This window comes from Geodermatophilus arenarius (assembly GCF_042654585.1).
GTDB classification, from domain to species: domain Bacteria; phylum Actinomycetota; class Actinomycetes; order Mycobacteriales; family Geodermatophilaceae; genus Geodermatophilus; species Geodermatophilus arenarius.
Genome location: NZ_JBHSGR010000006.1, coordinates 1 through 23028 on the forward strand (window position 1 = coordinate 1; position 23028 = coordinate 23028).

24 protein-coding genes are annotated in these 23028 nt (G+C 75.2%); 19 read left to right on the forward strand and 5 right to left on the reverse strand.

Annotation, left to right across the window (positions count from 1 at the left end):
• The 18 genes from ACFO3M_RS06990 to ACFO3M_RS07075 form a co-directional block, all read left to right on the forward strand.
• The coding region (locus ACFO3M_RS06990) for a flagellar hook-length control protein FliK (RefSeq protein ID WP_387987852.1) at nucleotides 1-909 on the forward strand (909 nt) is incomplete at its 5' end.
• A 12-nt stretch (nucleotides 910-921) separates the two neighbouring features.
• Nucleotides 922-1341, forward strand: coding sequence for a flagellar hook capping FlgD N-terminal domain-containing protein (locus ACFO3M_RS06995; RefSeq protein WP_387987853.1), 420 nt, complete (start codon nucleotides 922-924; stop codon nucleotides 1339-1341).
• Nucleotides 1342-1374: 33 nt separating this feature from the next.
• A complete protein-coding gene (locus tag ACFO3M_RS07000; protein WP_387987854.1) occupies nucleotides 1375-2574 on the forward strand; it encodes a flagellar hook protein FlgE in 1200 nt (399 codons plus the stop codon).
• 239 nt (nucleotides 2575-2813) lie between these two features.
• A complete protein-coding gene (locus ACFO3M_RS07005) occupies nucleotides 2814-3125 on the forward strand; it encodes a flagellar FlbD family protein (RefSeq protein ID WP_387987855.1) in 312 nt (103 codons plus the stop codon).
• Between the two features lie 3 nt (nucleotides 3126-3128).
• On the forward strand, nucleotides 3129-3899 hold the full coding sequence (locus ACFO3M_RS07010; RefSeq protein ID WP_387987856.1) for a motility protein A: 771 nt from the start codon (nucleotides 3129-3131) through the stop codon (nucleotides 3897-3899).
• A gap of 19 nt (nucleotides 3900-3918) precedes the next feature.
• A complete protein-coding gene (locus tag ACFO3M_RS07015) occupies nucleotides 3919-4863 on the forward strand; it encodes a flagellar motor protein MotB (protein WP_387987857.1) in 945 nt (314 codons plus the stop codon).
• Nucleotides 4860-5345 carry a flagellar basal body-associated FliL family protein gene (locus ACFO3M_RS07020; RefSeq protein WP_387987858.1) on the forward strand — a complete coding sequence of 162 codons (486 nt, stop codon included), beginning with the start codon at nucleotides 4860-4862 and terminating at the stop codon, nucleotides 5343-5345. Before ACFO3M_RS07015 ends, ACFO3M_RS07020 begins: the two co-directional genes overlap by 4 nt.
• Nucleotides 5346-5439: 94 nt before the next feature.
• The gene (locus ACFO3M_RS07025; RefSeq protein WP_387987859.1) at nucleotides 5440-6408 is read left to right on the forward strand and encodes a flagellar motor switch protein FliM; all 969 of its coding nucleotides are present in this window, start codon (nucleotides 5440-5442) and stop codon (nucleotides 6406-6408) included.
• The gene (gene fliN / locus ACFO3M_RS07030; RefSeq protein ID WP_387987860.1) at nucleotides 6405-7181 is read left to right on the forward strand and encodes a flagellar motor switch protein FliN; all 777 of its coding nucleotides are present in this window, start codon (nucleotides 6405-6407) and stop codon (nucleotides 7179-7181) included. The genes ACFO3M_RS07025 and fliN overlap by 4 nt, the downstream gene beginning before the upstream one ends.
• Nucleotides 7178-7585, forward strand: coding sequence for a FliO/MopB family protein (locus ACFO3M_RS07035; RefSeq protein ID WP_387987861.1), 408 nt, complete (start codon nucleotides 7178-7180; stop codon nucleotides 7583-7585). Before fliN ends, ACFO3M_RS07035 begins: the two co-directional genes overlap by 4 nt.
• Nucleotides 7585-8403 (forward strand): flagellar type III secretion system pore protein FliP, encoded by an 819-nt coding sequence (gene fliP, locus ACFO3M_RS07040; RefSeq protein WP_387987862.1) that lies wholly within the window; start codon nucleotides 7585-7587, stop codon nucleotides 8401-8403. Before ACFO3M_RS07035 ends, fliP begins: the two co-directional genes overlap by 1 nt.
• Nucleotides 8400-8675, forward strand: a complete 276-nt coding sequence (fliQ, locus tag ACFO3M_RS07045; protein ID WP_387987863.1) for a flagellar biosynthesis protein FliQ — start codon at nucleotides 8400-8402, stop codon at nucleotides 8673-8675. The genes fliP and fliQ overlap by 4 nt, the downstream gene beginning before the upstream one ends.
• A 5-nt stretch (nucleotides 8676-8680) precedes the next feature.
• Nucleotides 8681-9445: a flagellar biosynthetic protein FliR gene (gene fliR, locus ACFO3M_RS07050; RefSeq protein ID WP_387987864.1), complete on the forward strand. Its 765-nt coding sequence runs from the start codon at nucleotides 8681-8683 to the stop codon at nucleotides 9443-9445.
• 6 nt (nucleotides 9446-9451) lie between these two features.
• Nucleotides 9452-10600 carry an EscU/YscU/HrcU family type III secretion system export apparatus switch protein gene (locus ACFO3M_RS07055; RefSeq protein WP_387987865.1) on the forward strand — a complete coding sequence of 383 codons (1149 nt, stop codon included), beginning with the start codon at nucleotides 9452-9454 and terminating at the stop codon, nucleotides 10598-10600.
• Between the two features lie 79 nt (nucleotides 10601-10679).
• A complete protein-coding gene (flhA, locus tag ACFO3M_RS07060; RefSeq protein WP_387987866.1) occupies nucleotides 10680-12710 on the forward strand; it encodes a flagellar biosynthesis protein FlhA in 2031 nt (676 codons plus the stop codon).
• Nucleotides 12691-15411, forward strand: a complete 2721-nt coding sequence (locus tag ACFO3M_RS07065) for a hypothetical protein (protein WP_387987867.1) — start codon at nucleotides 12691-12693, stop codon at nucleotides 15409-15411. Before flhA ends, ACFO3M_RS07065 begins: the two co-directional genes overlap by 20 nt.
• The gene (locus tag ACFO3M_RS07070; protein WP_387987868.1) at nucleotides 15408-15653 is read left to right on the forward strand and encodes a hypothetical protein; all 246 of its coding nucleotides are present in this window, start codon (nucleotides 15408-15410) and stop codon (nucleotides 15651-15653) included. The genes ACFO3M_RS07065 and ACFO3M_RS07070 overlap by 4 nt, the downstream gene beginning before the upstream one ends.
• Before the next feature lie 153 nt (nucleotides 15654-15806).
• On the forward strand, nucleotides 15807-16727 hold the full coding sequence (locus ACFO3M_RS07075) for a hypothetical protein (protein WP_387987869.1): 921 nt from the start codon (nucleotides 15807-15809) through the stop codon (nucleotides 16725-16727).
• Nucleotides 16728-16808: 81 nt separating this feature from the next.
• On the opposite strand, the gene ACFO3M_RS07080 is transcribed toward ACFO3M_RS07075, so the two are convergent.
• From ACFO3M_RS07080 to ACFO3M_RS07095, 4 genes are all read right to left on the reverse strand, one after another.
• A complete protein-coding gene (locus ACFO3M_RS07080) occupies nucleotides 16809-18104 on the reverse strand; it encodes a PhoH family protein (RefSeq protein ID WP_387987870.1) in 1296 nt (431 codons plus the stop codon).
• A gap of 268 nt (nucleotides 18105-18372) precedes the next feature.
• Nucleotides 18373-18660, reverse strand: coding sequence for a hypothetical protein (locus ACFO3M_RS07085; protein ID WP_387987871.1), 288 nt, complete (start codon nucleotides 18658-18660; stop codon nucleotides 18373-18375).
• Between the two features lie 3 nt (nucleotides 18661-18663).
• Complete coding sequence (locus tag ACFO3M_RS07090; protein WP_387987872.1) at nucleotides 18664-19881, reverse strand: DUF885 domain-containing protein; 1218 nt, start codon at nucleotides 19879-19881, stop codon at nucleotides 18664-18666.
• 13 nt (nucleotides 19882-19894) lie between these two features.
• Nucleotides 19895-20674, reverse strand: a complete 780-nt coding sequence (locus ACFO3M_RS07095; protein ID WP_387987873.1) for an isoprenyl transferase — start codon at nucleotides 20672-20674, stop codon at nucleotides 19895-19897.
• Nucleotides 20675-20811: 137 nt separating this feature from the next.
• Between ACFO3M_RS07095 and trhA the strand changes: the two genes are divergently transcribed.
• On the forward strand, nucleotides 20812-21624 hold the full coding sequence (trhA, locus tag ACFO3M_RS07100; protein ID WP_387987874.1) for a PAQR family membrane homeostasis protein TrhA: 813 nt from the start codon (nucleotides 20812-20814) through the stop codon (nucleotides 21622-21624).
• A 7-nt stretch (nucleotides 21625-21631) separates the two neighbouring features.
• Here trhA and ACFO3M_RS07105 read toward each other — a convergent pair whose 3' ends face one another.
• Complete coding sequence (locus tag ACFO3M_RS07105; RefSeq protein WP_387987875.1) at nucleotides 21632-22885, reverse strand: geranylgeranyl reductase family protein; 1254 nt, start codon at nucleotides 22883-22885, stop codon at nucleotides 21632-21634.
• Between the last annotated feature and the right edge of the window lie 143 nt (nucleotides 22886-23028).

Consider the following 23028-nt stretch of genomic DNA (forward strand, 5'->3'; position numbering starts at 1 on the left):
GTCCCCGCCGGGGCCGTCGCGGTGCCGGGCGTCGCCGCCGGCCTCCCCCGGCCCGCCCCGGCGCCGGTCCCCGCGGGCGCCGGCGTGCCGACCGCGCCCGCCGCGCTGCCCGGCACCGCCGTCCCGGCCCCCGCGACCCCTCCGCCCGCGGCTCCCGCCGCGGCGGCGCTGCCCGCGGGGCTCGTCGTCGTCGCGGCCGACCCGCAGCCGGCGTCGGTCCCGGCGGCCGCCCTGCCCGTCCCCGCCGAGGCGGCGGCCGCACCGGCCGCCGCACCGGTCCCCGCGGCCGCGGACCCGGGCGCGCAGGAGCGCGACCCCGGCACCTCCGGTGGGACCCCGCTGTCGGCGGTCCCGGCGCCCGCCCCGGTACCGGCTCCCGCATCGGCGACCCCGGCCGCGGCCCCGGCCCGGCCCGACGTGCCCCAGCCGCCGGTGGCCGCCCAGGTCGCCCCCACCGTCGCCACGCTGGCCGCGGGCCCCGACGGCACCCACACCATGACGCTGGTGCTCACCCCCGAGACGCTCGGCCCGGTCGAGGTCCGGGTGACCGTCCACTCCGGCACGGTCGAGCTCAGCCTGCGCGGCGCCTCCGACGCCGGCCGCGCCGCCCTCCTCGACGCCCTGCCCGACCTGCGCCGCGACCTGGAGGCCTCGGGCCTGACCTGCTCGCGGCTGCAGGTGGACCGCGACGCGGCCGGCTCCGGCTCGTCGCAGGCGCAGGCCGGCTGGCAGCAGGCCCAGCAGCAGGCCGGCGAGCACGGCCGCGGGTCCGCGCAGGGCGGTGCCCAGGGTCGTGGCGCCGCCGACGACCGCGGCCGGCCGTGGCTGCGCACCCCCGACACCGACGGGAGCCGCCCGGCTGCCGCCGCCGACCACCCCGCGTCGAGCGTCCTCGACGTCCGGGCCTGAGAGGAGCCGACGATGACCGAGCCCGTGGGCGGCGTGGGCGGCAGCCCGGCCACGTACACGGCCACCACCGCGGTGGACCGCAGCGACCAGATGGGCAAGGACACGTTCCTGCAGCTGCTGGTCGCGCAGATGCGGTACCAGGACCCGAACAGCCCGACGAGCACGACCGAGTTCATGTCGCAGACGGCGACGTTCACCCAGGTCGAGAAGCTCGAGGAGATCGCCGCGCAGAACGCCGAGCTGCTGGCCCTGCAGCGCTCGCTCTCGGCCGGCGCGCTGGTCGGCCACAGCGTCAGCTGGACCGCCGAGGACGGCACCACGCGGACCGGGACGGTGTCGTCGGTCCGCTTCGGCGGCGACGGGCCGACCGCCGTCGTCGGGGGCACCGAGGTGCCCCTCGGCCGCCTCAGCGAGATCTCCCTCCCCGCCTAGCCCACGCTCCCCCCCTCCTGAGAGGACCTCCCCGTGCTCCGCTCGATGTTCTCGGCCATCTCCGGCCTGCGCGCGCACCAGACCAAGCTCGACGTGACCGGCAACAACATCGCCAACGTCAACACGGTCGGCTTCAAGAGCAGCCAGACCGTCTTCGAGGACACCCTGTCCCAGGTGATCCGCAACGGCTCCGCGCCGACCGCCGAGACCGGCGGCACGAACCCGGCGCAGGTCGGCCTCGGCGTCCGGGTCGCCGGCGTCACCACCAACTTCGGGCAGGGCTCCACCCAGAACACCGGCCGCGCCACCGACTTCATGATCAGCGGCGACGGCTTCTTCGTGACCCGCGCCGGCAACGAGAACCTGTTCACCCGCGCCGGGTCCTTCGACTACGACGGCGCCGGCAACCTGGTCACCCCCGACGGCGCCCAGCTGCAGGGCTGGACGGTCGGCGCGGACGGCACCGTCGACGCCAACGGCCCCATCGGCCCGCTGCGCATCCCCTTCGGCCAGGTCATGGCACCGACGGCGACGACCGGCGGGACGCTCGCCGGCAACCTGTCGACGTCGACCGCGGTCGACGGCGAGATCGAGACGCAGGTCACCGTCTACGACTCGGTCGGGACGGCGCACGAGATCGCCCTCACCTTCACGAAGGACGCCGCCAACCGGTGGACCGTGTCCGCGCAGGAGGGTGAGTCGGCTCCCCTCGCCTCGCAGGTCCTGTCCTTCGACCCGGGGACGGGCGAGCTCCCCCCGGACACGACGTTCTCCTTCACGGTCGCGGGTCAGAGCGTGGGCATCCGCCTCGGGGGGCTGACCGAGTACGGCGGGAAGACCTCGCTCACCCCCAGCGGCGTGAACGGCAACGCCATGGGCACGCTGCAGTCGATCTCGCTGAGCAACGACGGCACGATCATGGGCGTCTACTCGAACAGCCTGCGCGAGCCGATCGGCAAGCTGGCGCTGGCCACCTTCGCCAACCCCGGCGGCCTGTCCAAGGCCGGCAACTCCAGCTACCGGGTGGGCGACAACTCCGGCCAGGCCGTCATCGGCGAGGCCGGCACCGGCGGGCGCGGCTCGCTGACCGCCGGCGCGCTGGAGATGTCCAACGTCGACCTCGCCGAGGAGTTCACCGGCCTGATCGTCGCCCAGCGCGGCTTCCAGGCGAACAGCCGCGTGATCACCAGCTCCGACGAGATCCTGCAGGACCTGGTCAACCTCAAGCGCTGAGCGAGGACCTCCCCCACCAGGCCGCGGCCCGGCACCCGTTCCCCGGGGTGCCGGGCCGCGCCGCGTCGTGCCCCGGTGCGCGTGTGACGTGCGGGAACGCGGTGCCGGGCTCACCCCCGGGGGTGGTGCGGCGGGCCGGGTTCGGCTCAAGCAGTCCCCGCGCGGGACCGATGGTCCCTGTAGCCGGCGCCGCGCCGTCGCGGCCCTCCCCCTTCCCGAACGAGCCAGAGGACCCACCCGTGATCCGAGTGACGCGCCTGAACGGGGAGCACTTCGCGCTCAACCCCGACCTGATCGAGCGGGTCGAGGGCCACCCCGACACGGTCGTCTTCCTCGTCGACGGCACCAAGTACGTCGTCAGCGAGGACGTCGACGAGGTGCTCGACGAGATCCGCGAGTACCGGGCCAGCATCCTCGCGACCGCCTACGCCATGGACCGCGGCACCTACCGCTCCAGCACGACCGCCGGCCCGGGCGCCCCGGCGACCGACCCGGCCGGCGACACCCGCCGCGCGTCGGTCGTCCCCTTCCCGGCCCGTGAGGAGCGCTGACCCGTGGACCCGTCGACCCTGATCGGCTTCGTCATCTCGCTCGTCGCGCTCCTGGTCTTCATGGTCATGGAGGGCGCCGACCCGACGTCGCTGATCTTCCTCCCGGCCATCGTGCTGGTCATCGTCGCCACCTTCGGCGCGGCGATGTCCGGCCAGACGATGGGCGACCTCAAGAAGATGGGCGGCTGGTTCAAGGCCGGCCTGATGCCGGCCAAGGTCCCGGCGGCCTCCGAGCAGATCCAGACCCTGGTCACCCTCGCCGAGAAGGCCCGCAAGGAGGGCCTGCTCGCGCTGGAGGCGCAGGTCAAGCAGATCGAGGACCCGTTCCTCAAGCGCGGCCTGCAGATGGGCATCGACGGCACCGACCCGGAGGAGCTGCGCGCCGTCCTCGAGAGCGAGATCGCCGCCAAGAAGGCCGAGGACAAGGTCGCCGCCAAGTTCATGACGACGATGGGCGGCTACGCCCCGACCATCGGCATCGTCGGCTGCATCGTCGGCCTGATGAACGTCATGGGGAGCCTCAGCAACCCCGAGGCCCTCGGCCCGATGATCGCCTCGGCGTTCGTCGCGACCCTGTGGGGCGTCATGGCGGCCAACTTCTGGTTCCTGCCCATGGGCGCGAAGATCCTGCGGGTCAGCGAGCTGCAGGCCGCTCAGATGGAGCTGCTCGTCGAGGGCATCGCCGAGATCCAGGCCGGCACCAGCCCGCGCGCCGTCCGGCTCAAGCTCAGCGCCCTGATCCCGCCGAGCGAGGCCGCCAAGGAGGCGGCGTGACCACCCCCGGGGGCAGCGCGTGAGCGCCGGCGGCCACGGCGGCGGCAAGCGCCGCGGCAGGAAGCACCCCGAGCACGAGGAGCACGAGAACCACGAGCGGTGGCTGGTGTCCTACGCGGACATGATGACGCTGCTCCTGGTGCTCTTCGTGGTCCTCTTCGCGATGAGCCAGGTGGACAAGGAGAAGTTCGCCGCGCTGGCCAGCGGCCTGTCGGAGGCGTTCGGCGCCCCGGTGAGCGCGCTGAGCAGCGCGGGCACGAACTCCGACGCCTCGGTCCTCGACTCCCTCGACGCCGCCGTCGACGTGCAGATCCCGCCGGCCCCCGCCGCGGAGTCCGACGTCGACGCCGCCGCCGCGCAGGCCGCCGCCCAGGAGGCCGCGAACGTCGCGGCCGAGGCGCGGGCCGAGTACGACCAGCTCGCCGCCGCGCGCGACGCCATCGACGCCGCCCTCGCGGCGGCCGGTCACGCCGGGACGGCGCGGTACGAGATCGACGAGCGCGGCCTGACCGTGCACATCGTGTCCGACCCGGTGCTGTTCGGCCCCGAGGAGGCCACGCTGCAGCCCCAGGGCCGCACCATCCTCGACGCCGTCGCCCCGACCCTGGCCGCGCTGCCCAACGACCTCGCGATCGAGGGGCACGCCAACTCGCTGCCGGTGACCCCGGGCGGGCCGTGGCCCTCCAACTGGGAGCTGTCGGCCTACCGGGCCACCACGGTGGTGCGCCACCTGGCCGCCGCCGGCGTCCCGCAGGACCGGATGTCCGGGACCGGCTACTCCGACACCCGCCCGGTGGTGCCGGCGAGCGACCCGGACGCCCTGTCCCTCAACCGCCGCGTCGACGTCGTCGTGCTGTCCGACGCCTCCGCCGAGGCCCGGCAGCTCCTGCCCGGCCTCGACGCCCCCGCACAGGCCGCGCCCGCACCGGCCGCCGCCCCTGCCCAGGAAGGCACCCACGAGTGAGCACCAAGAGCAAGGCCAAGGAGAAGGAGAAGGACGCCCCGGCCGAGGGCGAGGAGGCGAAGGGCGGCGGCAGGAGGAAGCTGCTCGTCGTCGCCGCCGTCCTGCTGGTCGTCCTCGGCGCCGCGGCGTACCTCTTCCTGTTCGCCGGCGGCGAGGCCGAGGCCGAGGAGCCCGAGCACGGCGGCTACACCGCGCTGGAGCCCATCGCGGTCAACCTGGCCGGCGGCGGCTACCTCAAGATCGGCATCACCCTGGAGTACACCGCGGCCGCCGCCTCCGGCGGGCACGGCAGCGGCGGCGTCGACGGCTCCAAGGCCCTCGACATCCTCATCTCCACCTACTCCCAGGCCCAGCCGGCCGACGTGACCGGCGCCCGCGAGGCCCTCAAGGAGTCCCTGGAGCACCAGATCGTCGAGGCCTACACCGAGGACGGCGTCCCGATGGTCATGCACGTCTACCTCACGGAGTACGTCACCCAGTGACGCACCAGTCCCACTCGTCCCACACTCCCCGGCTGACCGGCGGCGCCCCGCGCCGCCGGTCAGTTCGCGTCCGGGCCCCGCCGATGAGGGGACCGTGACCCGCCCCGACACCGCGACCGCGCCCGCAGGGCCCGGGCCGCAGGCGCCGGCCGGTGGCGGCCGCAGCCGGCGCGGTGCGCCCCGCACCTACGACTTCCGCCGCCCCACCAAGCTCTCCCGCGAGCACGTCCGCGTGCTGCAGATCGCCCAGGAGGCCTTCGCCCGCCAGGCGACGACGGTCCTCACCACGATGCTGCGCACCGGCGCCCGGATGGAGCTGCACGGCATCGAGCAGCACTCCTACGACGACTTCCTCGCCACGCTGCCCGACCCCTGCTTCCTGACGACGTTCACCATCGAGCCGCTCGGCGGCAAGGGCCTGCTGGCCTACCCGCTGGACATGGCGATGGCCGGCGTCGACCACATGCTCGGCGGCTCCGGCGCCGCCCACCAGCCCGAGCGGCCGATGACGGCGATGGAGACCACCATCACCACGTCGCTGCTCACCCGGCTGCTGCAGGAGTTCGCCGCCTCCTTCGCGCACGTCACCGAGCTGCAGCCGGCCATCGACGGCATCGAGTACAACCCCGCCCTCGCCCAGGCCGCGGCCGGCTCGGACACCGTGATGGTGGCCCGCTACACGATGTCGATCGGCAGCCGCGAGGGCGCCGCGTCGCTCGTGCTGCCCTTCAGCTCCTTCCAGCAGGCCCTCGACAGCGCCGCCTCCCCGCAGCTGTCGGAGTCGGCCCAGCGCACCCGGCAGCGCGCCGCCGAGTTGCTCGCCGCCCGCCTGGAGCTGGTGCCGGTCGACGTCAGCGTCCGGTTCAGCCCGCTCGAGGTGTCCTCGGAGGACCTGCTCTCCCTGACCGTCGGCGACGTGCTGCTGCTGCGCCACCCGCGGGACGCGCCGCTCGAGGTCACCACCAACGACGCCGTCTTCGCCCACGCGATCGCCAGCAACCACCGGCGCCGGCTGGCCGCCGCCATCGTCCCCGCCCCGTCCGCCGTGAAGGACCCCGCATGACCGCCACGCTCGACACCACCCAGGCCGCCACTCACGCCGCTGCAGAGACCATCACCGCCGTCGTGGTGGCCGCCGCCCGCGCCGCGGCCGCGCTCGTCCCCTCCGGCGCCGAGCTGGTCCCGGGGCCCGCGGTCACCGACCCCGACGCCGTCCCGGTCCCGCCGGCCGCGGCCGCCGCGGTCGGCGCCCGGCTCTCCGGCGAGATCACCGGCGACGTCGTCCTGGTGCTGTCGGCGGAGGTGGTCGAGGCGCTCGACAACTCCCCCGTCGGCCCGATGGACGTCGCGACCGCGCTGCGCCCCGCGCTCGAGGCCGCCGCGGCCACCCTGGGCCGGGTCCGGGTCGACGCCGAGCGCACCGAGGACCCGGTGACCGCGCTCGACGGGCTGCGCGACAAGGGCATGTTCGTCGCCGTGCCGCTGGTCGCCGGCGCGGGGCACCCCTCCGCTGACCACATCGCGACGCTCGCGCTGCAGGTCACCCTGCCGACGGCGCCGCGCACCCCGCGCAACAGCCTGGACCTGCTGCGGCACGTGGCCATGGAGGTCACCGTCGAGATCGGCCGCACCCGGATGACCGTGGGCGAGCTGCTCTCGCTGCACCCGGGCGAGGTGGTCGAGCTCGACCGCGCCGCCAGCGCCCCCGCCGACCTGCTGGTCAACGGCACCCTCATCGCGCGCGGCGAGGTCGTCGTCGTCGACGAGGACTTCGGCCTGCGGATCAGCGAGATCGTCAGCGACGCCGCCGCCGAACTGGGGGCCGCGCAGGCATGACGTGGATGCTGATCCGGCTGGTGCTGTCGCTGGCCTTCGTCGGCGGGGTGCTGTGGTTCGCCGCGCGCCTGGCGAAGAAGCGCGGGCTGGGCTCCAGCGGCGGCCTCGTCGAGGTCGTGGCACGCCAGCGCATGGGCCGCGCCAGCACGGTCAACGTGCTGCGCATCGCCGACCGGGTGCTCATCGTCGGCGCCACCGAGGAGCAGGTCACCCTGCTCGCCGAGCTCGACGGCGACGCCGTGGAGGCCACGCTCGCGGAGCGCGCCGCCGCCGCGCCGACGGCCGCGGGCGGCCCGGCCGTCCCGGCGCCCCGCGTCGGCGGCGCGCTGGCCGGCTCGGTCTTCGACCGGTCGGGCTGGCAGGGCTTCGTCACCCAGCTGCGCGAGCGGACGGTCCGCCGCTGATGACCGCCACCGCCCCCGCGCGCGCCCTCGCGCGCCGGGCCGCCACCCTGCTGCTGACCCTGCTCGGCTGCGCGCTCGCCGGCGTGCTGCTCGCGGGTCCGGCCGCGGCGGCGCCCACCGCGCCGACCGCCCCCACGGCACCGACCGTGCCGGCGGTCGACGGCGGGGTCGACATCTCGGTCGGCAACGGCAGCCCGAGCACCTCGATCACGCTGATCCTCGCGGTCACCGTGCTGTCGGTGGCGCCGGCGGTGCTGCTGCTGTGCACGTCGTTCACCAAGATCGTCGTCGTCCTGTCGCTGACCCGGAACGCGCTGGGCCTGCAGTCCTCGCCGCCGAACTCCGTGCTCACCGGCATCGCGCTGTTCCTGACGCTGTTCGTCATGGGGCCGGTGCTGTCCGACGTCAACGACGTCGCCGTGCAGCCGTACGTGGACGGCGCGATGACGGTCTCCCAGGCCTACGACGCCGGCGTCGTGCCGCTCAAGGAGTTCCTGCTCGACAACACCCGCGACGACGAGCTGCAGCTCATGGTCGGCCTGTCCGGGGAGGAGCAGCCCGAGGACCGCGCCGCGGTGAGCATGACGACGCTGGTCCCGGCGTTCGTCCTCTCCGAGCTCAAGAGTGCCTTCATCATCGGGCTGGTCGTGTTCATCCCGTTCCTGGTGATGGACATGCTGGTCAGCGCCGCGCTCATGTCGATGGGCATGATGATGGTGCCGCCGTCGATCGTGTCGCTGCCGTTCAAGCTGCTGTTCTTCGTGGTCGTCGACGGCTGGGCGATGATCACCACGTCCCTCGTGGGGTCGTACGGATGACCGACGCAGACGTCACCGACATCGCCGTCCAGACCATGATGGTGGCCGCGAAGGTCGCCGCCCCGGTCCTGCTCACGGCCCTGCTGGTCGGTTTCCTCATCTCGCTGTTCCAGGCGGCGACCCAGATCCAGGAACCGACGCTGTCGTTCGTCCCCAAGATGATCGCGGTGAGCATCGCCCTGCTGGTCACCGGCAACTGGGTGCTCTCCGAGCTGGTCGACTTCACCCACACCCTCTTCGACCAGCTGCCGCGCCTGCTCGGGCGGACCTGACCGTCATGGACCTCGAGGTCCCGGCGGTCACCCTCGCGGCCCTGCTGCTGGCCACCGCCCGGGCGGCCGGCTTCGTCCTGCTCGCCCCGCCGTTCACCACCCGCACCATCCCGGCGCCGGTCAAGGGGGCGCTGGCCCTGGCGCTGGCGGTCGCCCTGGTCGACCGCGTGGCGCCGGGCCTGCCCGAGCCGACCACCGGGTTCCTCGTCGTCACCGCCGTCAGCGAGGTGGCCATCGGCGCGGCGCTGGGCTTCGTCGTCCAGCTGTTCTTCACCGCGGTGCAGTTCGCCGGCGAGCTCATCGACCTCACCGGCGGCTTCTCCCTGCAGCCGGCCTACGACCCGCTGGCGATGACCACCAACTCGGTCATCGGCAAGCTGCACTACCTGCTCGCGACGACGCTGCTGTTCACCAGCGGCGGGCACCTGGTGATCGTGCGCGGGTTCGCCACCTCCTACGAGGGGCTGCCGGTCAGCGGCGGGTTCCCGGCCGGGGACGTCGGCCAGGTCGTGCTGACGGCGTTCTCGATGATGTTCCTCGCCGCGCTGCAGATCGCCGGCCCGATGGTGGCCGTGCTCCTGCTGGCCGACGTCGCCCTCGCCCTGCTGTCCCGGGCCGCCCCGGCGCTGAACATCTTCGCCATCGGCTTCCCCGTCAAGATCATGCTGACCCTCGCGCTGCTCGGGCTGACCTTCCCGCTGCTGCCGCCGGCGCTGGACGCGCTGGTGGAGCAGGCCACCCGCGCGATCGTCGGCTTCCGGAGCGGGTGAGGCCGGGTGGCCAAGGACGGACCGGGCGGTGAGAAGACCGAGAAGCCCACTCCCAAGCGCCTCAAGGAGGCGCGCAAGGAGGGGCAGATCCCGCGGACCCAGGAGCTCGGCACCTGGGCGGGCGTGGCGGCGGCGAGCGTGTTCCTACCGGTGCTCGTCGCGAACGCCTTCGACGCCGTGGGCCGGTTGTTCGTGCGGTTCGGGTCGGTGGTCGAGCACCCGGAGCCCGACGCCGTCGGCGCGCTGCTCGGGGAGGCGCTGACGACCTTCCTCGAGACGGTGCTGCCGATGGCGCTCGCGCTCATGCTCGTCGGGGTGCTCGCCTCGGCCGCGCAGGGCGGGGTCGCGCTGGCCACCAAGGGCATGAAGCCGACGCTCAAGAAGCTCAACCCGTTCCCCGGGATGAAGCGGATGTTCGGCACCCACGGCCTGTGGGAGGCGGTCAAGGCGGTCGTCAAGACGGCGGCGCTCGGGACCGTCGTCGTCGTGACCAGCGGAAGGGCGCAGGCGCTGGTGTCGGCGTCAGGAGCGCTGCCGCTGTCGGCGGTGGTGGCGACGTTCGCCTCCTCCGCCGTGCTCATGTTCCGCGTCGTGGCGATCACCGGCCTGGTCATCGCGATCGCCGACTACGTCGTGGTGCGCAAGCAGACGATGACCAGGCTGAAGATGACCAAGTACGAGATCCAGCAGGAGCACAAGCAGTCCGAGGGCGATCCCCACGTGAAGGGCCAGCGCCGGTCGATGCAGCTGGCCCTGTCGCGCAACCGGATGATGGCCGAGGTCGCCACCGCCGACGTGCTGCTGGTCAACCCGACGCACGTCGCCGTCGCGCTGCGGTACGAGCCGGAGAAGGGCGCGCCGCGGGTGGTGGCCAAGGGCGCCGACGAGATCGCCGCGAGGCTGCGCGAGCGGGCCGCCGAGGCGCGGGTGCCGATGGTGCAGGACGTGCCGCTGGCCCGGGCGCTGCACGCCTCCTGCGAGCTCGGCCAGGAGGTGCCGCCGCAGCTGTTCACCGCCGTCGCCCGGGTGCTGGCCTTCGTCATGCAGCTCGGCGCCCGCGGCGTGCGCGGCGGCTTCCACCGGCCCGGGTTCGAGGCGCCCGACGTCGCCGGCCTGCCGCGGGCCGGCCGCCGGAGGACCCCGGTCGCCTCCTGACCCTGGGACGGCTGTGACTCGTGCGCCGTCAGCGGTCGGCCGGGCACCCCCGGCTGCCGATGGAGTGCCCGTGCGAGGGATGACCAAGGCCGCCGTGCCGATCGGCGTGGTGGCCATCGTCCTCATGCTGGTCGTGCCGCTGCCCGCCGCGGTGCTGGACCTGCTGCTGGGCCTGAACATCACCGCGTCGCTGCTGATCCTGCTCGTCGCGATGCAGATCAGGCGGCCGCTGGACTTCGCGGTCTTCCCGTCGCTGATCCTCGTCGCGACGCTGTTCCGGCTCGCCCTCAACGTCTCCTCGACGCGGCTGGTGCTCACCGACGGCTACGCCGGCAAGGTCATCGAGGCCTTCGGGCACTTCGTGATCGGCGGCTCGCTCGTCGTCGGCCTGGTGATCTTCGTGATCCTCACGATCATCCAGTTCGTCGTCATCACCAACGGCGCCGGCCGCGTGGCCGAGGTGGGCGCCCGCTTCACCCTCGACGCGATGCCCGGCAAGCAGATGGCCATCGACGCCGACCTCAACGCCGGCCTGATCAACGAGCAGCAGGCGCGCAAGCGGCGCACCGAGGTCACCGCCGAGGCCGACTTCTACGGCTCGATGGACGGCGCCTCGAAGTTCGTCAAGGGCGACGCCATCGCCGCCATCATCATCACGCTGATCAACCTCGTCGGCGGGTTCGCCGTCGGCGTCATGCAGCGCGGCATGGCGCCCGGCGACGCCGTCTCCACCTTCTCGCTGCTGACCGTCGGCGACGGCCTGGTCTCGCAGATCCCCGCGCTGCTGCTGTCGACCGCGACCGGCATCATCGTCACCCGCTCGGCCAGCGACGGCGACATGGGCAGCGACCTGCTCGCCCAGCTCGGCCGCTTCCGCCAGCCGGTGCGCATCGCCGGCGGCGGGGCGCTGGCGCTGTGCCTGATCCCCGGTCTGCCGAAGCTGCCGTTCCTCCTCATCGGCGGGCTGTTCCTGCTCATGGCCGCGCGGATGACGGAGGCCCCGGCCGAGGACGACGGCACGCCCGCGCTCGCCGCCGCCGAGGAGCCCGCGCCGGACTCCCCCGAGGCGATCGCCGAGCGCATGCGGGTCGACCCGCTGGAGCTCGAGGTGGCCTTCGACCTGGTCGACCTCGTCGACTCCTCCCGCGGCGGCGACCTGCTCGACCGGGTCAAGGCGCTGCGCCGGAAGGTCGCGATGGAGACCGGCCTGGTCATCCCGCTGGTCCGCACCCGCGACAACCTCGACCTGCCCTCGTCGCAGTACGTCATCTGGCTCAACGGCGTCCCGGCGGCCAAGGGCACCTCCCCCGCCGGCACCGTGCTGGCCATCGGGGACGCCCTGGACGGCCTGCCCGGCCGGCCCACCCGCGAGCCGGTGTTCGGCCTGCCCGCCAAGTGGGTGCCGGTGGAGCTGCAGCGGCAGGCCGAGATGGCCGGCGCGACCGTCGTCGACCGGTCCTCGGTCATCACCACCCACCTGGCCGAGGTCGTCCGCCAGAACGCCGCCGAGCTGCTCGGCCGCGAGGACGTGCGGCTGCTGGTCGAGATGGTCAAGCGGACCCACCCGGTCGTCGTCGAGGAGCTCACCCCGGGGCTGCTCACCCTCGGCGAGATCCAGCGGGTGCTGCACGCGCTGCTGGCCGAGAACGTCTCCATCCGCGACCTGGTGCGCATCTTCGAGGCGCTGTCGCTGCGCGCGAAGACCTCCACCGACCTGGACGGGCTGGTCGAGGCGGTGCGCGCGGCGCTCGGCGCGGCGATCAGCCACCCCTACGTCACCCCCGACGAGCGGCTGCACGTGCTCACCCTCGACCCCGCCTTCGAGCAGCGGCTGCTGGAGGCGGTGCGGCAGGGCGACGGCGGCCAGGTGCTGGCCCTGGACGCCGGCTCGGTCGACGCGCTGGTCACCGGGTGCAGCGGGCTGCTCGAGGACGCCGAGCAGCACGGCCTGTCCCCCGTCCTCGTCTGCTCCCCCCAGGTGCGGGCCGCGCTGTCCCGCCTGGTGCGTCAGGTCCTCCCCCGCCTGCCGGTGATCTCCTACTCGGAGGTCTCCCGGACGGCCCAGATCGAGTCACTGGGAGTGGTGAACGGTGCCGTTGCCATCCGTTGAGGCGCCCACGCCCGAGGCCGCCGTCGCCGCGGCCCGCGAGCGGTACGGCAACGCGGTGCGGATCACCGGCGTGCGCCGCATCCGGTCCGGCGGCGTGCTGGGCTTCTTCGCCACCGAGCGGTTCGTCGCCGAGGTGGAGGACGTCGAGCCGGCCCGGCGCGGCCCCGCGCCGAAGTCCGAGTCGGCCCGCCGGATCGAGGCCGCGCTCAGCCGCGACCCCGGCCCGCTCGCCGACACCGGCGCGTTCCTGCGCGCCACCGAGCTGCACCGCAGCCGGCCCGCGGCGGCCCGGCCCACCGCGCGCCCGACCGTCCCCACCGAGCGCCCGACCATCCCGACCGAGCTGCCGGACCCGGTGTCCGAGCTGGCCGGCCTGCTCGGGTCCGGCGACGGCGACCCCGGCATCGACCTGTACTCCCGGGCGTCCGTGGGCGCCACCCGCCGGCCCGCCGACGGGACCGCCGCCTTCCGCCCGGCCGCCGCCGTCCGCACCGCTGCCCCCCGCGCGGCCGCCGGCCCGTCCGCCGCCGCGCCCTCGGCTGCCCGCCGGCCCGCCCGGGCGGCGGTCCGGCCGCCGGCCGGGCCCGCCGGTCCCTCGCCGTTCACCGCCGCGCTGGCGCAGGTCGTCGCCGGTGACCGCGAGGTCCGCGAGGCGGTCGACGACGCCGTGCGCTCGGCGCCCGCGCTCGCCGGCGCCGAGGCGCTGCGGGCGGTCCAGGCGGTCGCCGCCGCGACCGCCGAGGCCACGGACGAGGAGCTCGCGCCCCCGTCGGTGCTGCGGACCCCGGAGCCCGCTCCGGCCGCGCCCGCGATGCCGCTGGCCGCCGCCCTCGCCGCCGCCATGGCCGCGCCCGCCCGCGCCGCCGCCCCTGCCCCGGCAGCTCCGGCTCCCGCGCCGGTGCCGGAGCCGGTCGCGCCCGTCGTCGAGGTCCCCGTCGTCGCCGAGCCCGTCGTCGAGACCCCCGTCGTCGAGGAGCCCGTCGCCGAGGAGCCGCTGCCCGAGACCCTGGACGCTCCCGCGGTCCCCGGGTCCGCCGAGGAGTCCGGACCCGGTGTGGACATGTGGGCCGACCCCGTGCCCGTGTCCCGCCCCGTCGCCGTCGCCGAGCCCGTCGTCGAGGAGCCCGTCGTCGAGGAGCCGGTCGTCGAGGAGCCCGACGTCGAGGAGCCTCCGGCCGACGAGGACCCCGAGGACGCCGAGGAGTCCCTGCTCACCGAGCTGCTCGGCCCGGAGGCGGACGAGACCGCCGCCGAGGACCCCGTCGCCGTCGAGTCCGCCGTCGAGGACACGGCCACCGAGGACACCGCCGCCGAGGCGCCGACCGCCGTCGCGCCGGTGCCGGAGGACGAGCCGGTCACCGACGTGCTGCCGGCCGTCGTCGCGGAGCCGATCGAGGTGCCGGCGCCCCAGCCGGTGGCCGCCTGGGCCGACCCGGACCTCACCGGCCCGGTCACCGGGCGCGAGGAGGCCATCGCCGAGGTGCTCCGCGCGGCCCTGGCCCACGACACCCCGGACGACGCGCTCACCGACATCCTCCGCGGCGTGCTCGCCAGCGCCTCCACCCAGGGCGGCGCGCACCGCGGCCGCCCGCCGGTCCCCGCGCCCTCGCAGCGCGTGGACCAGGAGCCGGGCTGGGTCGACGCCTCGGCCGAGTCCGACGAGTGGGAGGCCGACGAGGCGGTGCTCGCGCCGACCGCCAGCGACCCCGCCCCGCTGCCGCTCGACTCCACCGCCGTCCTGCCCCCGCTGTCGCTGCTGCCGCCGCCCACCCCCGGTGCCGAGCTGGCCGTGCCGCGGCTGCTCGGGCGCCCGCCGGTGCCGCCGGCGCGCCGCCTGCCGCCGGTGCCCGGTCAGGCCGTCGCCCGCGTCACCGCCCCGGCGCCGGGCCTGGCGACCGTGACCCGCCTGCCCGTCGACGCCCGCGCCGCCCGCGGGTGGACGCCGGCCCGCGTCGTCGTGCCGTCGGTGCGCGAGGCCGGTGCGGTGGCGCCGGGCCGCGGCTGGGTCGACCCGCGGATGGTCGAGGCCGCCGGCACGGTCGCCCGCCTGCGCGCGCTCGGCGTGCCGGTGGATCTGCTCGGCGGGGGCTTCCCCGCCGAGGTCGCGCGGTCCGGCACCTACGCGGCGCTGACCCGGGCGCTCGGCGCGGCGCTGCCCGCGGCGCCGTCGGCCCCGGCCGGTGCCGGGGAGGTGCTGCTGGTCGTCGGCCCCGGCGTCGAGACCCTCGCCGCCGCGCGCTCGCTGGCCGCCGGCATGCGGCTCGACGGCGACCGGCTGCAGTGGGCCACCCGCGGCGACCTCGCCGCGCTCGCGCCCGAGTCCAGCCGGATCACCTCGGTCGACACCGCGATCGCGCGCAAGCAGGAGGCCGCCGCCGCGGGGACGCCGACCGTCGTCGCGGTGGACGCCCCGATGCGCGCCGGGGGCCGGACGTGGCTCGAGCAGGTCATGGCGATCTTCTCGCCGGTCGCCGTCTGGGCCGTCGTCGAGGCGACCCGCAAGCCCGAGGACGTCGGCCCGTGGCTGGACGCCCTGCCCCGCGTCGACGCGCTCGTCGTCCAGGACTCCGACCTGACCGCCGACCCCGCCGCCGTGCTGGGCCGGACGACGGTGCCGGTGGCCCTCCTCGACGGCGTGCGGGCGACCGCGCACCGCTGGGCGTCGCTGCTGTGCGAGCGGCTGGAGACCGCTGAGGCATGAGCCCGCTGCGCTGGGACGTCCTCACGGCGGGGTTCGTGCTGGCCCTGCCGGTGCTCGCGCTGTACCTGCGCGGCGACTTCACGCTCGACGACGTCGCCACCCGGCTGCCCTGGTGCCTGCTCGCCGGCTGGGGCGCCGTCGCGCTGCTGCGCTACGCCGCGACGCCGCGGACCCGCCCGGCCCCGCAGCGCGCGTCCCGGACGCCGGCACTCCCGGACGAGGACCCCACCCCCGCCGCCTGACCCCGCTCCTGGGACGTTGTCCGGACCACTGGGGCCCTGCAGCACCCCGGTACCGCGAGGACCACCCCAGGAGCGGCCGTCCACAGGTAGGGCGTCGTCCACGACCGGGTCCGGTGAGCCCTGCCGGACGAGTGAGGACGCCACGGTCGCCCGGTGACCGACGTACCGCCCCGCCTCCTCCTCCGCCGCGACGCGCTCGACGAGGGCTTCACCGACGACGAGCTGGGCCGCCTGGCCCGGCGCCGGGAGTGGACCCGCCTGCGCCGAGGCGCCTACCTCGACGGCGCCGCACCGGACGCCGCGGCCGCCCGCCACCGCCTCCTGGTGACGGCGACACTCGGCCAGCTCCGGCGGCCGGCCGTCGTCAGCCACCAGTCGGCGGCGGTCCTGCTCGGCATGCCGCTCTGGGGTGTACCGCTGGGCCGGGTGCACGTCACCCGGCGACCGCCCGCGTGGAACGACGCCGGCCGCGTCCTGTTCGTCCACGTCGGAGGCCTGGACGACGACGAGGTCGTGGAGGTCGGCGGCGTTGCCGTCACCTCGCCGGCCCGGACCGCCGTCGACCTCGCTCGTGCGGTGCCGTTCGAGCCGGCCGTCGTCGTGCTCGACGCAGCACTGCACGCCGGACTCTGCACCGAGGCCACACTGACCGACGCCCTGGGACGGTGCCGCGGGCGGCCGGGCGCCCGGTCGGCCGGCCGCGCCGTCCGGTTCGCCGACGGCCGCAGCGAGAGCGTCGGGGAGAGCCGCAGCCGGGTGGTCCTGCACGCACTGGGTCTGGACCCCAGCGGCCTGCAGTTCCCGGTGCGGACGGCGGAGGACGTCCTGCTCGGCCGCACCGACTTCGTGTGGGAGGACCGCCGCGTGGTCGGCGAGTTCGACGGGCAGGTCAAGTACGGGCGGCTGCTCCGGCCGGGCCAGCACCCGGGCGACGCCGTGTTCGAGGAGAAGCGCCGGGAGGACGCCATCCGCGGCGAGGGCTGGGGAGTGGTCCGCTGGACCTGGGACGACGTGCAGGACCGGATCCTCCTGGGGGCACGGGTCCGGCGAGCACTAGTCCGCGGCGGAAGGTGAGCCCTCCTGGGGTGTTCTTCGCGCTCGAGGGGTGCTGCAGGACCCCAGGAGGACGAGGAACGCCCCAGGAGGGCCGCGCGGTCAGAGCTCGAGGTCCTCCAGCATCTCGGTGACCAGGGCGGCGATCGGCGAGCGCTCGGACCGGGTCAGCGTCACGTGGGCGAACAGCGGGTGCCCCTTCAGCTGCTCGACCACCGCGGCGACGCCGTCGTGCCGGCCGACCCGCAGGTTGTCCCGCTGCGCGACGTCGTGGGTGAGCACCACCCGCGACCCGCTGCCCAGCCGCGACAGCACGGTGAGCAGCACGCCGCGCTCGAGCGACTGCGCCTCGTCGACGATCACGAACGAGTCGTGCAGTGAGCGGCCGCGGATGTGGGTCAGCGGCAGCACCTCGATGAGGTCGCGCGCGGCGATCTCGTCGAGGACGTCCGTGGACACCAGCGCGCCGAGGGTGTCGTAGACCGCCTGCGCCCAGGGCGACATCTTCTCGCCCTCGCTGCCGGGCAGGTACCCGAGCTCCTGCCCGCCGACGGCGTACAGCGGCCGGAAGATCACGACCTTCCTGTGCGCGCGCCGCTCCATCACCGACTCCAGCCCCGCGCACAGCGCCAGTGCAGACTTGCCGGTGCCCGCCCGCCCGCCGAGCGAGACGATGCCGATCTCGGGGTCCAGCAGCAGGTCCAGTGCCACCCGCTGCTCGGCCGAGCGCCCGTGCAGCCCGAACGCCTCGCGGTCACCGCGCACCAGCCGCACCTGCTTGTCCGGGGTCACCCGTCCCAGCGCCGACCCGCGCGAGCTCAGCAGCACCAGCCCGGTGTGCGCGGGCAGCTCCGCGGCCGCCGGCACGTACACCTCGCCGGTGTCGTAGAGGCCCGACAGCTCGGCGTCGTCCAGCGACAGCTCGGCCATGCCGGTCCAGCCCTCGTCGACGGAGTCCAGCGCGCGGTACTCGTCGGTCTCCAGGCCGACGGCGGCCGCCTTGACCCGCAGCGGCACGTCCTTGGTGACCAGGCAGACGTCGCGGCCCTCGGCCCGCAGGTTCAGCGCGACCACCATGATCCGGCTGTCGTTGCTGTCGTTGCGGAAGCCGGCGGGGAGCACCGCGGCGTCGCTGTGGTTGAGCTCGACGTGCAGCGTGCCGCCGTCCTCCCCCACCGGCACCGGCGCGTCGAGCCGGCCGTGGGTGACCCGCAGGTCGTCGAGCAGCCGCAGCGCCTGGCGGGCGAACCAGCCGAGCTCCGGGTGGTGCCGCTTGTCCTCGAGCTCCCCGATGACGACCAGCGGGAGCACCACGTCGGCGTCGCCGAAGCGCAGCAGCGCGCGGGGGTCGGACAGCAGGACGGAGGTGTCGAGGACGTACGTGCGGCGAGTGGTCACGGGTCGTCTCCCCTGGGGCGCGAGACCGCGCCCCGCCTCGAAGGTGGCCGGGCCCCGGCGCAGGGGCCGGGCACCGGCCCCCCTGGTCGACGAGAACGTCAGCACCAACCGGGCCTCCCGTGGACGGCGGGGCGGGCCCGTCGTCCACCCCGGACGCTAGAGGCACGGACCGACAGGAGCGCGCGGTCACAGCGCGCCGAAACCCACTGTTCACCCGATGGGGTCCCACCCGTACCGCCCGTCCCGGCGACGGCCGGGCGCGCACGGCTCAGTACCGCTCGCGTCCCCGCGCGTCCGGCGGCCGGGGCAGCGGGCGCGACGCCGGGAGCTCCCACGTGGGCGGCGGCCCGCCGCGCTCCGGCGCCTCCCAGGTCTCCGGCCGCCGTCCCCGCCGCGGCCGCGCAGCCGCTGCCGCCCACAGCGCCGGCACCAGCAGGACCGGCCACTGGACGGCGAGGTCTCCGATCCACAGCAGGCCCGCGAGCAGGAGCGCGAACAGCCATCCCGCCGTCCACAGGCCGAGGGCGCGGGCCTCCCGGGGGTCGCGGCGGGGCACCGGTCAGGCGTCCGAGAGCTCGGCGGTGACGACGGCGGGGGTCAGCGGCTCGTCGAGCAGGCGCACGAAGCGGTCGGCGACGTCCTGGCCGGCCGGGCGGGCGCCGAGCCAGCGGTGCAGCAGGTCGTAGCCCTCGACGTAGGTGGTGATGTACGCCCGCCACAGCGGGTGGGTGAGGAACCGCAGCTGCTGGCGGGCCCGGTCGGGGCTGACCAGCGACCAGTGCTGGATGTAGGCGGCGACCTCGTCGGCGTCGGCCCCGCGGTCGTGCAGGAGCACGGCGGCGTCCTGGCGCACCCGGTTCAGCGGCGCGGCGGCCGCGGCGATCCGCTCGGCGAGGTGCCCGTCGAAGCGCAGCCCCAGGTCGCCGAGCACCTCGGCCGACCACGGCCCCCAGCCGTCGCCGACGGCGGCGTCGACGCCGAGGTCGGCCAGCCCCTCGGCCATCAGGCACTCGGGGGTGTTGACGAGGAACACCGTGTGCTCGAGGTGGCCGGCCCGCTCGACCAGCCCGCGTTCCTTGCGGCAGTGCTCGGTGTGGTGGCCGGGGTAGGACTCGTGCGCCACCAGGTGCACCAGCTGGCTGAGCCGGTGCGGCAGGTCGGCGTTGATCGCCACCCGGGAGCGGTAGTCGCCCTCGTAGTAGTTGAAGCCCGACCACGGCTTGTCGGTGACCACCTCGTAGCGCACCGTCTCGGCCTCGGGCAGCCCGTAGCGGCCGCGCACCCGGTCGCGCAGCGCGCTGGACAGCGCGTGCACCGCGGCCTCCAGCCGCTGCGGCGGGCACTCCTCGCGACGGCGGTGCGCGGCGTAGCGCTCGGCCAGCGACCCCTCGCCGGGCAGCAGCGCGTCCAGCTCGGCGTGCGCGGCGGCGTAGGCGGCCGGGTCGCCGAGGGTGAGGTCGACCTGAAAGTAGCCGCGGACCTCGTCGAGGAAGCCCACCGGCTCCCCGCTCATCTTCCGGGCGCTGCACTCCAGGCCGGTGAGCTGGCCGCGCAGGAACGCGGCGCGGTCGGCCGGGAGCACGGTCGAGTCCAGCTCCTGCAGCAGCGCCCGGGCCTGGGCGCGCAGCCCCTGCGGCGTCGGGGCCGGCTCGCTCTCGACCTCGGCGCGGATCCGCTTCTCGCCGGTGTAGGCGTCGACGAACCCGGACTCCAACCGGTCGAACCGCAGCCCCAGCCGCACGTACTCGAGGGGGACGTCGACCGCGCCGAGTGCCATGGGCCCGAGTCTGTCACCCACCGAAACGGCGGTGCCGCGCCGCGTAGGCCCGCAGCGCCCGCAGGAAGTCCACCCGCCGGAAGTCGGGCCAGTAGACGTCGGTGAAGTAGAACTCCGAGTGCGCCGTCTGCCAGAGCAGGAAGCCCGACAGCCGCTGCTCGCCGCTGGTGCGGATGACCAGGTCCGGGTCGGGCTGGCCGCGGGTGTAGAGGTGCTCGGCGATGTGCTCGACGTCGAGCACCTCGACCAGCTCGTCCAGCGACGTCCCCCGGCTCGCGTGCTCGGCCAGCAGCGAGCGGACGGCGTCGGCGATCTCCCGGCGGCCGCCGTAGCCGACGGCGAGGTTCACCGTCGCGCCCGGCCGGTCGCGGGTGGTCTCCTCGGCCTCCTTGAGGACGGTGACCGTCTCCGGCGGCAACAGCCCCAGCGCGCCGACCGGGTGCAGCTGCCACCGGCGGTCGGGCGCCGACAGGTCCTCGACGACGCCCTCGATGATCCGCAGCAGCGGCGTGAGCTCGGGCTCGGGCCGGGACAGGTTGTCGGTGGAGAGCAGGAAGAGGGTGACCACCTCCACGCCGGCCTCGTCGCACCAGGCGAGGAACGAGGCGATGCGGTCGGCGCCGCGGCGGTGGCCGGCGTTCGGGTCGAGCAGCCCGGTGGCGCGTGCCCAGCGGCGGTTGCCGTCGATGATCGCGCCCACGTGCCGGGGGACGTCGGCGCCCACCAGCTGCCGGGCCAGGCGACGCTCGTACATCTGCGTCAGGACGTCGCGGACCCACTGACGCGCCCCCACGGGGCCACACCCTAGGCGCCCGGGGACGCCGCCGTTCCGCTGCCTCCCGCCCGCGCGCCGCCCCTCCGGGGCGCTGCCGGGGAACTCACAGGTCGCTGGCGCTGCGGCCCCACCTACGCCTCCGTAACCTCGGGTGTGTGACCTCTGCTCCCGACGAACTCGAGCCGGTCCGGGTGGTGGCCGACGGGGCCGAGATCGAGGCCCCGCGCGGCCCCGCCCTCGCCACCGTCCTCGAGGAGGACGAGCGGGTCGAGCGGACCTGGACCGCCGCGGACTTCGCCGACGGCGACTGGGAGCACCCCGACACGCGACCGCGGATGCGCGGGTGGCTGCACCTGTTCGCCTTCTTCGGCGCGATCGTCGCCGGCGCCGTCCTCGTGCCGCTGGGCTCGGTGCTCGGCGCCCGCGCCGGCTTCTCGGTCGCCGTCTACTGCCTGACCATCTGCGGCCTGTTCGGCATCAGCGCGCTCTACCACCGCCGGCGCTGGTCACCGCGCGGCTGGAAGGTCATGAAGCGGCTCGACCACTCGATGATCTTCCTGTTCATCGCGGGCACGTACACGCCGTTCTCGCTGCTCGCCGTCGACCAGCCGCTGGGCTACTGGGTCCTCGGCGGCGTCTGGGCCGGCGCGCTGGCCGGCGTCTGCCTCAAGCTCACCTGGCCGACGGCACCGCGCTGGGTGGGCGTGCCGCTCTACGTGGGCCTGGGCTGGGTCGCCGTCTTCATCCTCACCGACATCCTGCACATCGCGGGCGTGACCTCGCTGGTGCTGCTGGCGGCCGGCGGCGTGCTCTACACCGTCGGCGGCGTCGCCTACGCGATCAAGAAGCCGAACCCGTGGCCGGGCGTCTTCGGCTACCACGAGGTCTTCCACGCGATGACCGTCGTGGCCGCGATCTGCCACTACATCGCCGTCTACTTCGCGATGTACAACAGCCCCTTCGTCTGAGCGCCGGTCAGCTGAACGGCGGCCGCCCGTCCCACCGGGTCGAGGCCCGGCCCGCCGCGCGCCAGGCGCGGGCGACGACGTCGCGGTCGGCCTCGGTGACCAGGTTGCCCATCACCCGCAGCGCCACGGTCATCAGCGACCGGGACCGCATCCCGACCGGGCCCGCCGAGGGCAGGAAGCGGGGCACCGTGAGCAGCCCGGCGAGCCGCCGGGCGATCGAGAAGGCCTCGCCGTAGTGACGGCGCAGCGTCGCCGGCCAGGCGCACGACCAGTCGTCCTCGGCCAGCAGGTCGACGACGGCGCGCCCGGTCTCGAGGCCGTAGTCGATGCCCTCGCCGTTGAGCGGGTTCACGCAGCCGGCGGCGTCACCGACCAGCGCCCAGTTCCGGCCGGCGACACCGGAGACGGCGCCGCCCATGGGCAGCAGCGCGGACGCGACGTCGCGGACCGGCCCGTCGAGCTGCCACTCCTCGCGCCGTGACCCGGCGTAGAACTCCAGCAGCGACTTCAGCTGCACCCCGGCGGGCCGCCGCGCCGTCGCCAGGGTCCCGACGCCGAGGTTGACCTCACCGGCGGCGGCACCCAGCGGGAAGACCCAGCCGTACCCGGACAGCAGCTCGCCCTCCTCGCCGCGCAGCTCGAGGTGGGAGGAGATCCACTCGTCGTCGCTGCGGCCGGAGCGGACGTAGCTGCGTGCGGCGACGCCGTAGGCGGTGTCGCGGTGCCACTCCCGGCCGAGCACCCGGCCCAGCGGCGAGCGCACGCCGTCGGCGACGACCAGCCGGCGGCAGGCGACGCTCACCCGGCTGTCGTCGGCGAGCTCGAACACCACCGCGCGGACCCGGTCGCCCTCGCGCTCCACGTCGACCGCCCGCGCGCCGTCGACCGGGACCGCCCCCGAGCCGACCGCCACCTCCCGGATCCGGGCGTCGAGCTCGGTGCGCGGCACCGCGCCGCCGTGGTCGGGGAAGGCGCCACCCGGCCAGGGCAGCTCCCACACCTGCCCGAACCCGGCGGCGCGCAGGCCGCGGTTGCGGGCGTGTCCGCGCACCCAGTCGCCGAGGCCGAGGTGGTCGAGCTCGGCGATGGCGCGGGGGGTCAGCCCGTCGCCGCAGGTCTTGTCGCGCGGGAAGACGGCGGCGTCGGCGAGCAGCACGTCGTGACCGGCGCGCGCGGCCCACGCGGCCGCCGCCGAGCCCGCCGGCCCGGCCCCCACCACGAGGACGTCGGTCGCGGCGGGGACGGCGGCAGCTGCTGGCACGCCCTCCAGTGTCCCTGCTCCGCGGCGGCCTCCCTGCCGGGTCCCGCCGCGAGCTCGCGAGGGGCGGGGGGGCAGGGAGGCCCTCCAACCGAACAGGGGGAACCGGGCGGCGGCGTCCCCAGCGCGGCGCGGTCGGCGTCGGA

What these genes read in the sequence shown, in the direction of transcription:
- ACFO3M_RS07070 (WP_387987868.1), top strand. Translation starts at nt 15,408, where the DNA reads ATGAGCCCGCTGCGCTGGGACGTCCTCACGGCGGGGTTCGTGCTGGCC.
- fliP (WP_387987862.1), top strand. Translation starts at nt 7,585, where the DNA reads ATGACCGCCACCGCCCCCGCGCGCGCCCTCGCGCGCCGGGCCGCCACC.
- ACFO3M_RS06995 (WP_387987853.1), top strand. Translation starts at nt 922, where the DNA reads ATGACCGAGCCCGTGGGCGGCGTGGGCGGCAGCCCGGCCACGTACACG.
- flhA (WP_387987866.1), top strand. Translation starts at nt 10,680, where the DNA reads ATGACCAAGGCCGCCGTGCCGATCGGCGTGGTGGCCATCGTCCTCATG.
- fliR (WP_387987864.1), top strand. Translation starts at nt 8,681, where the DNA reads ATGGACCTCGAGGTCCCGGCGGTCACCCTCGCGGCCCTGCTGCTGGCC.
- fliN (WP_387987860.1), top strand. Translation starts at nt 6,405, where the DNA reads ATGACCGCCACGCTCGACACCACCCAGGCCGCCACTCACGCCGCTGCA.
- ACFO3M_RS07035 (WP_387987861.1), top strand. Translation starts at nt 7,178, where the DNA reads ATGACGTGGATGCTGATCCGGCTGGTGCTGTCGCTGGCCTTCGTCGGC.
- ACFO3M_RS07090 (WP_387987872.1), bottom strand. Translation starts at nt 19,881, where the DNA reads ATGGCACTCGGCGCGGTCGACGTCCCCCTCGAGTACGTGCGGCTGGGG.
- fliQ (WP_387987863.1), top strand. Translation starts at nt 8,400, where the DNA reads ATGACCGACGCAGACGTCACCGACATCGCCGTCCAGACCATGATGGTG.